The organism is Rhizobacter sp. (assembly GCA_019635355.1).
Classification (GTDB): domain Bacteria; phylum Pseudomonadota; class Gammaproteobacteria; order Burkholderiales; family Burkholderiaceae_C; genus Rhizobacter.
In genome coordinates this window covers 2233416-2242982 of sequence record JAHBZQ010000001.1, presented here as the reverse complement: position 1 = coordinate 2242982, position 9567 = coordinate 2233416, and the positions used below count along the sequence as shown (strand labels likewise).

Annotated in this window: 12 protein-coding genes; 1 reads left to right on the top strand and 11 read right to left on the bottom strand. The window is 66.2% G+C overall.

The features are described 5' to 3' along the window. Positions 1–166 precede the first annotated feature (166 nt). On the top strand, positions 167–613 hold the full coding sequence (locus KF892_10040) for a hypothetical protein (GenBank protein ID MBX3625341.1): 447 nt from the start codon (positions 167–169) through the stop codon (positions 611–613). Between the two features lie 29 nt (positions 614–642). Here the strand turns inward: KF892_10040 and KF892_10035 are convergent, their stop codons facing one another. From KF892_10035 to KF892_09985, 11 genes are all read right to left on the bottom strand, one after another. Next, on the bottom strand, positions 643–1842 hold the full coding sequence (locus tag KF892_10035) for a tetratricopeptide repeat protein (protein MBX3625340.1): 1200 nt from the start codon (positions 1840–1842) through the stop codon (positions 643–645). 19 nt (positions 1843–1861) lie between these two features. Continuing rightward, entirely contained in the window at positions 1862–2671 is an 810-nt protein-coding gene (locus KF892_10030) for a sigma-70 family RNA polymerase sigma factor (protein MBX3625339.1), read from the bottom strand. A 9-nt stretch (positions 2672–2680) separates the two neighbouring features. Further along, positions 2681–3331: a flagellar type III secretion system pore protein FliP gene (gene fliP / locus KF892_10025; protein MBX3625338.1), complete on the bottom strand. Its 651-nt coding sequence runs from the start codon at positions 3329–3331 to the stop codon at positions 2681–2683. Between the two features lie 248 nt (positions 3332–3579). Next, entirely contained in the window at positions 3580–4017 is a 438-nt protein-coding gene (locus tag KF892_10020) for a flagellar biosynthetic protein FliO (GenBank protein ID MBX3625337.1), read from the bottom strand. After that, entirely contained in the window at positions 4014–4361 is a 348-nt protein-coding gene (locus KF892_10015; protein ID MBX3625336.1) for a FliM/FliN family flagellar motor switch protein, read from the bottom strand. Before KF892_10015 ends, KF892_10020 begins: the two co-directional genes overlap by 4 nt. 20 nt (positions 4362–4381) lie before the next feature. After that, positions 4382–5188 (bottom strand): FliM/FliN family flagellar motor switch protein, encoded by an 807-nt coding sequence (locus tag KF892_10010; protein ID MBX3625335.1) that lies wholly within the window; start codon positions 5186–5188, stop codon positions 4382–4384. Further along, positions 5185–6381, bottom strand: a complete 1197-nt coding sequence (gene flgF, locus KF892_10005; protein MBX3625334.1) for a flagellar basal-body rod protein FlgF — start codon at positions 6379–6381, stop codon at positions 5185–5187. Before flgF ends, KF892_10010 begins: the two co-directional genes overlap by 4 nt. Positions 6382–6392: 11 nt before the next feature. Next, complete coding sequence (locus KF892_10000; GenBank protein MBX3625333.1) at positions 6393–6797, bottom strand: flagellar hook capping protein; 405 nt, start codon at positions 6795–6797, stop codon at positions 6393–6395. After that, positions 6798–7586 carry a hypothetical protein gene (locus tag KF892_09995; GenBank protein MBX3625332.1) on the bottom strand — a complete coding sequence of 263 codons (789 nt, stop codon included), beginning with the start codon at positions 7584–7586 and terminating at the stop codon, positions 6798–6800. Continuing rightward, on the bottom strand, positions 7583–8074 hold the full coding sequence (locus tag KF892_09990; protein ID MBX3625331.1) for a hypothetical protein: 492 nt from the start codon (positions 8072–8074) through the stop codon (positions 7583–7585). The genes KF892_09995 and KF892_09990 overlap by 4 nt, the downstream gene beginning before the upstream one ends. Beyond that, a complete protein-coding gene (locus tag KF892_09985) occupies positions 8071–9522 on the bottom strand; it encodes a FliI/YscN family ATPase (GenBank protein ID MBX3625330.1) in 1452 nt (483 codons plus the stop codon). Before KF892_09985 ends, KF892_09990 begins: the two co-directional genes overlap by 4 nt. Positions 9523–9567 lie beyond the last annotated feature (45 nt).

Genomic DNA, 9567 nt, shown 5'->3' with positions numbered 1-9567 from the left:
TCAGCGACGACATCATTATTCAGGGGGAATCAAAATGCCGTCGAGGACACGAGCACAGATCGCCTTCTTTGCTGCAGGCTTTTCAGTCTGCCTTGCGGCCTGCACTTCGCCCGATTGGGCGCGAAGGCCTCTTCCGCTTGACACGCCGCAGGTGAGTGGTGAGTCGGTGCAGATGCTGAAGCAAGCAGGGCTCCGCAACCTGTCGTTGGGCGCGGTGGGTTTGGTCCAAGGGGTCGAAGAGGTGCGCGGTGAAGCCACGTACGTGGAGCCTCCTCTCGTGGCTGAGGCCGAAGCCGCGCACCTGCGAGACACGTTGCTGGCGCAGCTACAAGGCGCGTCGGTGTACGACGCTCAATCGACCTGGGTGTTGTCGGCCACGGTGCTGCACACCGACATGCGCAAGGACCACGGCACGATCGCGGCACGTTTTATGGTGCAGCAGCCCGATGGTCGTGTGGCCTACGAGCGTGAGCTGCGCGCCAGCGCGACCTGGGCCCCAGCCCTGGGCTCTGTGGGTGCGCGCTGGGTGGCCAAGGAGCAGGCCGAGGTCTATCAAAAGCTTGCTGCCCAGCTGTTCAGCGACCCGGCGTTTCAATTGGCGTTGAAGCGCTGAAGTCTGCGCCTTGGCGGTGCTCGGCCGGGTCAGTGCGTCGAGGTGCCGTTCCTCTGCTCACCGGCATTGAAGCCCGGCACGGCTTGCTGCACGGCGTCCAACATCGAGCCGCCCATGAGGCCTGGCCGGTGGCCCAGGAGTCTCTTGGCCAGCCGTTGAACGGCTTGTGCATCGCCAGCCTCGCCGCGCAGCACTGCTTTTGCAAACTGCGCTGACGCGCCGCCACGATCCAGGCGAAGCGCGCGTTCGATGGAAGCTTCCGCTTCTTCGCGCTCGCCCTGCATGGCCTGCATCACGGCCAGGCCGCCGTGGCTTTCGCCGAACGTGCGGTCAAGTTGCAAGGCTGTCTCGAAGGCAGCGCGTGCCGCCGCCATGTCACCTTGCAGCAGCCGCGTCCAACCCAGCCCATGCCATGTGCCGATGTGCTGCGGCATGTGTCGCACAGCGGCTTCGAAGGTGGTGCGCGCGGCATCGAGCTTGCGCTCCAGCAATTCCGCAAAGCCAAGAACGGAGAGGCTGCGCCCGTCGGTGGGGCTTTTCTGCAGGGCCTGGCCCAGCAGTCGTCGCGCCAGCGGGGCATCAGTTTGCGCCAGCGCGAGCGTTGCGCGGGCCACCAGTGCTTCCATCTGCCGAGGCTCGCGCTTCAAGGCGAACTCGGCCCAGGCGAGGCTGCGTGCAGCGTCGTTGGCATCGAGGGCAATGAGACTGGCGGCGCCAGCCGGGCCCGACGCCAGCTGCTGCGCCTGCCAGCGCGCTTCGGCCCATGCCAGCGCCTCGGGCAGCTGCGCGGCGCGGTGGAGCAGGCGCAGCCAGAGCAGCTGGATGGCTTCGTCCATCGGCTGCTGCGGCGCAACGGGCGACACCAGCGGGCGCAGGCGATCGAGGCCAAGCGCGGGCTCGCCGCGGTGCAGTGCCACGAGGGCGAGGTCGCGCAACAGTGCCGCTTGTCCCTCAGGGGGAAGCTCGGCTTCGGCTTGCAAGGCCATGAGCGATGCATCGGCCTCGGCCCAGCGCCGTTGCGCCATCAGCCAGTGAGCTTCGCGTGTGGCCCATGCGACGCTTGCGGGGCTGAGCCTCTGCGCGTGCCTCAGGTGCGGCTCCGCGCGGGCGTATTCGCCGGCTTCAAGTGCCGCGTCGAAGGTGTCTGCCAGCAGGCTCAGGTTGTCAGGGTCCTGCTGAAGGTAGCCTTCAAGCCGGTCCAGGCGTTGCAGTGTGGCGTTGTCGGTCATGGTGTCGGGAGGCGAGGGCTCAAAGGTCGACGTCACATCGTCGCTGGCGGCCCAGCTGAGTCCGCAGGATCTGCAGTGCCGCGCGGTGGATCTGCGAGATGCGGCCTTTGGTCAGCTGCATGTCGGTGGCGATGTCGTCGAGGGTGTGGTGGTGCAGGTAGTGGCGGGTGATGACCGTGCGCTCTTGCTCGCCGAGCTGCCGCACCATGTCGCGCACGCGTTGCTGCAATTGTCTGAGCTCGGTGCGCTGGTAGTACTGGTGCTCGGCGTGCGGATGGGTGGCGAGGCTGTCTTGAGCGACCAGGCCTGTGCCGTCGAGCAGGTAGCTGATGGCCAGGCCGACGCCGACTTCGCTGAGGTATTTGAACAGCACGTCGGCGTGCGAGCCGCCGTTAGCAGCTCGACCACCTGTGTGCGTGTCGAAGCCCGAGCGCTCGGCGGCTTCGGCCTTGATCGCGGCCAGGCGCTCGCGTTTCAGGCGCTGCTCGGCAGCGATCTGCTGATGCTTCTCAGTGGCGACCTCCAGGCCATCGAGGATGGCACCGTGCATGCGGCGTGCTGCGAACGTCTTGAATTGCGCGCCGGCGGCAGGGTCGTAGCGGTCGATCGACTCCACGAGGCCCATGCAGGCCAGCTGGTGGTAGTCGTCGAAGCCGATGTCGTCGACGATGCGGCGGCCGTAGTAGGTCGCGGCCACGACGCGCGCATAGGGCAGGAAGTGGTCGAGCAGGTGTTGCCGTGCTGCTGCATCGCCATGCTCACGCCAGCGCTGCCACAGCTCGCCCTCGGTGGGCAAGTGTTGCGCGGGAGTGTCGTGCACGGCGGTCATGGGTGCCGGTCAATGGAAGCTGCCGATCAGCGCTTTTAGCAGCAGGCTCCACCCGTCGACCAGGATGAACATCAGCACCTTGAGTGGTAGCGCGATGGTCACCGGCGGCATCATCATCATGCCCAGAGCCATGAGCACACTGGAGACGATGAGGTCGATGAGCAGGAAGGGCAGAAAGACCACGAAGCCGATCTGGAACGCGGCACGCAGCTCCGACAGCATGAACGCGGGCACGAGCTGCAGGTTGCTCACCTCGGCCATGCTCTGCGGACGCTTGGCCTTCGACAGCTCGATCATCAGCGCGATGTCTTGCTCGCGCGTCTGCCTCACCATGAATTCGCGCAGCGGGTTGCTGGCTTTCTCGTAGGCTTGCTCGACGTTGAGCTTGCCGTCCATGAAGGGCCCGAAGGCGTCTTGATTCACCTTCTGCAGCACCGGCGACATGGTGAAGAGCGTGAGAAAGAGCGCGAGCCCGATGAGCGCCGTGTTCGGCGGCGTCTCGGGCATGCCGATGGCGTGCCGAAGCATCGACAGCACGATGATGATGCGCAGGAAGGCTGTCACGCAGATCAGCAGCGACGGCAACACGGCGAGCACCGTGAGGCCGAGCACGATGCGCACCGCGAGCGAGGTGTCGCTGGCGCTGTCTGTCGAGGGCAGGCGGAGATTGATGCCGACACCGCCCTTGGTGTTGCCGGCCGTGGCGCGCGCAGGTGACGATGCGATGACGCTTGGCGGGCTGGCGGCGACCGGCGCGCTGGCGTCGAGCGAAGGCGCGGTGGCTGCCGGGCTGGAAGCCGCTGCTGCCCCTGCGGCGGGGGGCAGGTCTTGAGCGAGCGCCGCGCCCAGCGCCATGAGCATGCACAGGACGACGGCCACCAGGCTGCGCAGCCATGCGGGAAGCCGGGTCACGATGAAGTTCCTGTCGAGGGTGTGGCCGGCGTGTCTTGGCGGTCCAGCACGACGGGGGGCTGGCCGGCTTGCACGGCGACGAGCAACTGCCGCCCTTGCCAGGCCAGCACGTGGACACGCGTCGTCGCGTCGATGCGCGTGGTGGAGAGCACGCTGATGTGCTGCGTCGCGCTGTCGGCGGTGGTGCGGCCAGTGAGCAGGCGAGACCAGCTTTTGGGCGAGCGGCCCAGGCGGCCGCCCCGTCGCCGGTCCCACCAGACGATCCACAGGGCGACCGCCATGAGGCCGAACAGCAGCACGGCACCGCCGACCGGGAAGATCGGGTCGTCGTCGCGGCGGAAAGGCAATGCCGGGGCCGTGCCGAACTCTGCTCCACTGGCGGCGGCCGTGGCCGACGCGGCGGTTGTGCCTTGCGGGCCAAGCGTCGATGTCACGGCTTCAAGGGCGTGGGGAGTTCGGTGATGCGCACGGCGAATTGGTCGTCCACCGCCATGAGCTGCCCGCGGGCGACGACCTTGCCTTCGAGCAGGATGTCGACCGGCTGGTCGACGGCTTGGCCCAGCACGAAGACCTGATGCTCCTTGGCCGCCAGGAGATCGCCGACGGTAACCACGACTTCGCCCACACAGACCTGGAGGCGGGTCTTGATGTTGTGCAGCGGGTTGACGGTGTCAGAGATGGCAGGCTTGCCCGCACTGTTGGGTGTGTCGTGCAACTCGCCCAAGGTAAGGTGATGTGCAGTGCCGGGGTGCAGATTGGGGTCAACCATGGTGTTCATACAAAGCTCGGAGGGTCAGGTCAGGCAAGGTCGTTGTCGGTGCGCAGCAGCTCGATGGCCCGGCAGCCGTGCCGGGCGCCGAGATAGGCCAGGCCGATTGGCGATGCGTCGAGATCGCTGTCGCTTGGCCTCACGGAGAGGGGTGTTTCCAGGCCATGTGGCAGGGTGAGCACATCGCCCACCTGCAATGACTGCAGTTCTCCCAGCCGCAGCTCTGCGGGGGCGAGCTCCACCTTGAAGGAAAGGGATTCGTGGGCAATCGCGCGCAGGACGGGTGTGAGTCTGCTGCTCGGGAAGGCTTTGCGTGAACCGGTGGCCGTGGCTTTGCGCAAATGCGCCGACATGGCCTGAGGCGATGCGTGCAGCCAGCAGGTGCTTGCTCGAGCCCCGAGGGCGAGCTTGGCGCGTACCGCGCCTGACCACGGCTTGAGGTCTCGACCGGCCGGTTCTGGCAACGAACTGCCGGTGGCATCGAAGAGTGCAGAAAGCGCGGCGGCCAGGTCGTCAGCCGCTCGCGATGCGACTGATTCGGCCAGCGTTTGTGGTCGCACCGTGGTGTGGAAAAGCTCCTCGTGAAGAAGCCCGGCCAGAGTGCCGGTGATGATGCCCAGCCACACCTCTTGCTCGCCCGGCCTCTGCCAGGAGGCTGCAACGTCGGGCCGCTCACACGCGTTGATGAGATCCATGCACGCAAGGGAAACTCCCCAGCGCGCCGACCACTCGCTGCAGGCGTTGCTCACACCGGTGCGCAGCGGCGCGAGCGTCTTGTCGCTCCACCAATGCAAAGGGCGCGCTTCGGCGGATGGCCGCAGATCAACCGTCTTCACCTTCCGCCTTTCATTGAGAAGAGTTCTTGCAGCATGTCGTTGGCCGTGGAGATGACTTGCGACGAGGCCTGATAGCCGCGCTGCATGATGACGAGATCGCTGAACTCCTGTGACAGGTCCACGTTGGAGATCTCGATCGTCCCGGCCTTGACGCTGCCAAAGCCGTCGGCGCCCGCAGTGCCGACATGCCAGGCATTGCTGTTGGTAGGACGGAACTGGTTGTCACCGCCGGGCTCGATGGCGTCCGGCGAGTCGAACCGAGACAGTGCCAGGCGCGCGCCGGTGGCGGTCTGGCCGTTGTTGTACGTCACCACGAGCGCGCCTTTGTCGTCGAAGCTCACCTTGGTCAGTGCGCCGGCCACGATGCCGTCTTGCCGTGCGGCAGCCAGCGTCGAGGTTGTGCCTGAAGCGAACGACGTGACTTCCCCGCTGAAGTCGAAACTGAGCGGCTGTGACGCCAGGCCGACAGGCGTATAGGTGACGTTCAGACGCTCCGTCGCCGTGGTGGGCTGGCCGTTGATGAACTCGATGCTCCCGGTGCCAACCGACGTCGTGCCTTCGTTGATGGCGACCGTCCAGGTGGTCTGTGCTGGCGCCGCATTGCGGGTGAAAGTCATGCTCAGTGTGTGTTGGCCACCGATGCTGTCGATCACGCTGATGTTGGAGATGGTGCGGGTGGTCTCGGTGCTCGAGAGATTCCCGGAGAAGCTGACTTCCGAGGTGGCTCGTGGAGCGTTGGTGCGCAGACCCTCGAGGGAAATCCTGCCTTGTGTGTTGCTGGCGTCGAAGCCCAGGACGAACGCGCCGTCGGCCCGGTTGACCAGCAGCCCATCGGCATTGAACTCGAACTGGCCTGCACGCGAGTAGCGAAGTTCGCCATCGTCCTTGTCTCGCAGCATGAAGAGCCCTTGGCCGTCGACCGCCACATCGAGATCGTTGCCGGTCTGCCGCAACTCGCCTTGCTTGAAGTTGATCGAGGTGGAATAGGTGTTGAGCCCGTAGCCCAGCTGCATGCGGTTGTAGCCCGATCCGTTGCCGGACAGCGTGCTGTTGGCATAGAACATGTCGGCGAACTGCAGGTCGGAGCCCTTGAAGCCTGGCGTGTTCAGGTTGGCGGTGTTGTTGGCGATGACGCGCAGGCCTTGGGAATAACCCATGAGGCCGCTCATGCCGACGTAGATCGATTCAATCATCGGGCGCTCCTTCAGCGAACGGCGAGGATTTGCGAAAGGCTCACGCCCGCCAGCGTGGTGCCGCTGGTCGTGCGCACGGTGAGCGAGGGGGTGTCGCCCGCGAGTGAGAGCGACACGACTGAGCCGGAGAGCGTGCCGCTCTCGGTACTGAAGTCGATCGTGCGGCCGATCAGGCCTACCGACTGCAAGGACGCCTGGGTCGACAGCAGCGCGTCGATCTTCGCGTTCAGCTGCTGCGTTTGCCCGAGGGCGGAGAACTGCGCCATCTGCGCCATGAACTCCTGGTTGTCCATCGGCTTGAGCGGATCCTGGTAGGTCAGCTGCGTGAGCAGAATCTTCAGGAAGTCCTGCATGCCGATGCCATTGGCATCGAGGCTGGTGGTGGCTGCGGGGGTGATCGAACCGAGGCTGGGCATTCAGGGCTCCCTGGTGGCGATGATGTGGAACTGTGTTTCGGTGGCGTTCAGTCGGCGCGAGGTGGGGTCGTCGCCGCTGCGGGTGGTTGGCGCGTGTGGCGCATCGTCAGCCCGCCAGGCGAGCTGGCCGTTGCAGACGATGCTGACGGGGCGTAGCCCCTGGCCTTGAAGCAAGGCGCGCAAGGTGTCGACGAGCCGTGAAGCGTCGGTTGCCTGATCGGCATCCAGACCCAGCCACAACGAGACGTCGTTGCCGTCCCACTGCGCATGCATGCGCACGGGCTTGCGTTGACCTGGAAAGAGTGGGACCGCTGCCCGGCCTGTCTCGGCGCCGCTGCAAGCGGCATCTGGAGCGCCGTGCCTTGAGCCCGTCGCAGGCGTCGATGGCATCGCCACCGCGACTTGGCCTGAGCCAAGAGGAGCCTTGCGTTCTGACGCTGTGGGCACTTGAAGCCGTGCCGGCAGGCTCGGTGGCCGGGGTGGGGCGTTCGAGGGTTCTGTGGCAGCGATACCGACGGACGCGACCGGGTCGCCGTTGCGATGGGTGGCAGCGGAATCACTTATCCCGGCAGCGCCCAGGGCCTGGGTGGCCGCCGAACGACGAGCAGCTGACGCGCGATGTTGATCGTGCGGCGCCGTTGCCTTGGCTTTGAACCACGCTTCGCTTTGCGCGCGCTCCATCTCGCGCTTCCAGGCGGACCGATGGCTGTTGGAGTCGAGGCCACCGTCTGTGCGCGGCTTGGCTTGGGCAGGCGAGGTGTCAGAAACGTGACCGATCAGCGGGATCATGTGGTCGACTCCTCTCGCGCCTCTGCGAGGCCTTGTTGGCGTGCGACCCAGTGCCCACGCACGAGCCAATCGTCGTCGGCCTGGCCGGCCTCTTTCCGCGCATGCGCCTGGCGGTGCTCCTGTTCGGCGTCCCCACGATGGCGTTCGATGGCGTCGAGCTTCAGTTGCTTCTCGCGGCAAATGCTCTGCAGCCTTTGCACTTCCTCTTCGGCCTGGGCAAGCTCGCGTTCGAAGTTCACTGTCTTTCGGGCGGCCTGCGCCAGGTAGGCCACTCGGTTGCGAGCGATCACGGGATCGAGGCTCTGCGCGGACGATGGCTTCATCCAGCCGAGCAGTGCCGCCACATGTTGCCGATGACTGTCGGCAGCCGCCTTGAGAACTTCGAGCTTGCGGGCACCGGCGGCGAGTTCGGCCAGCGCCGCCTCGAGCTGCCAGCGGGCTTGCTGAAGCAAAGGCTCCAGCGCGTAGTCGAAGGGCAGAGCTCTCATGTGCTCACCTGCTGGAGGATGCGTGCGAGCTCGCTGATGGCGGCATCTCGTGCGATGCCGCTGTCGCTTTGGCGCAGGAAGGCCAGCAGCTCGCTCTCGACGGTCAGGGCCTGGTCGAGCGCCGGATTGGAGCCGGCGACATAAGCGCCGATGTCCACGAGCTGCCGATTGCGTTGCAAGGTTTCCAGGCAACGGTTGGCCTTGATGGCGAGCGCGCGGGCTTGCGGGCTGGCCAGGTCGGACATCAGTCGGCTGGTGCTGGCGAGGATGTCGATCGCGGGGTATTGGCCCTGGTTCGCGAGCCGGCGTGACAGCACGATGTGGCCATCGAGCGTCGCGCGCATGCAGTCGGCGATGGGCTCGTTGAGGTCATCTCCTTCGACCAGCACGGTCAGCAACGCCGTGATCGATCCACCAGACGCCGCGGTACCGCAGCGTTCGCATAGTTCGGGCAACTCGGAGAAGACCGAAGGCGTGTAGCCGCGTGCGGTCGGCGGTTCGCCGGCCGAGAGGCCCACTTCGCGCCGAGCCATCGCCAGGCGGGTGATGGAGTCGATGGTCAGCAGTGTTTGCAGGCGCTCGTCACGGAAGCTTTCAGCGATGGTGACGGCGGCGTAGGCCGCACGGATGCGCGCCAGTGCCGGTTGGTCCGCCGTGGCGACGACGAGGACCGATCGCGCCAGGCCTTCATCGCCCAGCTGCTTGTCGATGAACTCGCGCACTTCGCGGCTGCGTTCGCCAATCAGCGCGATGACGTTGACGTCGGCACGGACGTGCCTGGCCACCATGCCAAGCAAGGTGCTCTTGCCGACACCGCTGCCAGAGAAGATGCCGACGCGTTGCCCCTGGCCGAGGGTGAGCAGGGTGTCGATGCTGCGCACGCCGGTCTCGAGCACGTGCGAGATGCGTGGGCGGTCCATCGGGTTGCGAGGTGTGGACTTCAATGCTCGGCGTTCGGTGCCGACAGGGTCCGGCCCGCCATCGAGGGCTCTGCCCATGCCGTCGATGACACGGCCAAGCAGCGCCTGGCCAACCGGGATGGTGGCCGTCCGGCCCGTCGCGACGACCTCGCAACCCACCGCGAGCCCGTGTGGCGTGCCGTACGTCATCAGCGTTGTGACCCCGGGGCGCAGCCCCACCACCTCGGCCAGCACCGGTTCCGATTGACCACGCACGTGGATGTGGCACAGCTCACCCAGCACGGCATCGGGCCCCTTGGCTTCGATGGCCAAGCCGGCGAGTTGGCGCACGACGCCCGTGTGGCGGATCAGTTCCGCCTGTTCGGTGCGGGTGCGCAGCCGCTCGAGCAGACCGGTGGTCACTTGCTGGCTTCCTCGGACCAGGTCTCGCGCAAGCGCTCGAGCTGTGTGAACAGGCCGGCATCGAGCGTGCCGCGGTCCGTGACCAGGGTGCAGGTGCCGCGAGCAGCCTTGGCATCCGCTTCCCATTGCACGCCGGGATACCGCTGCTCCAGCTCAGGTCGTTCAGCGTGG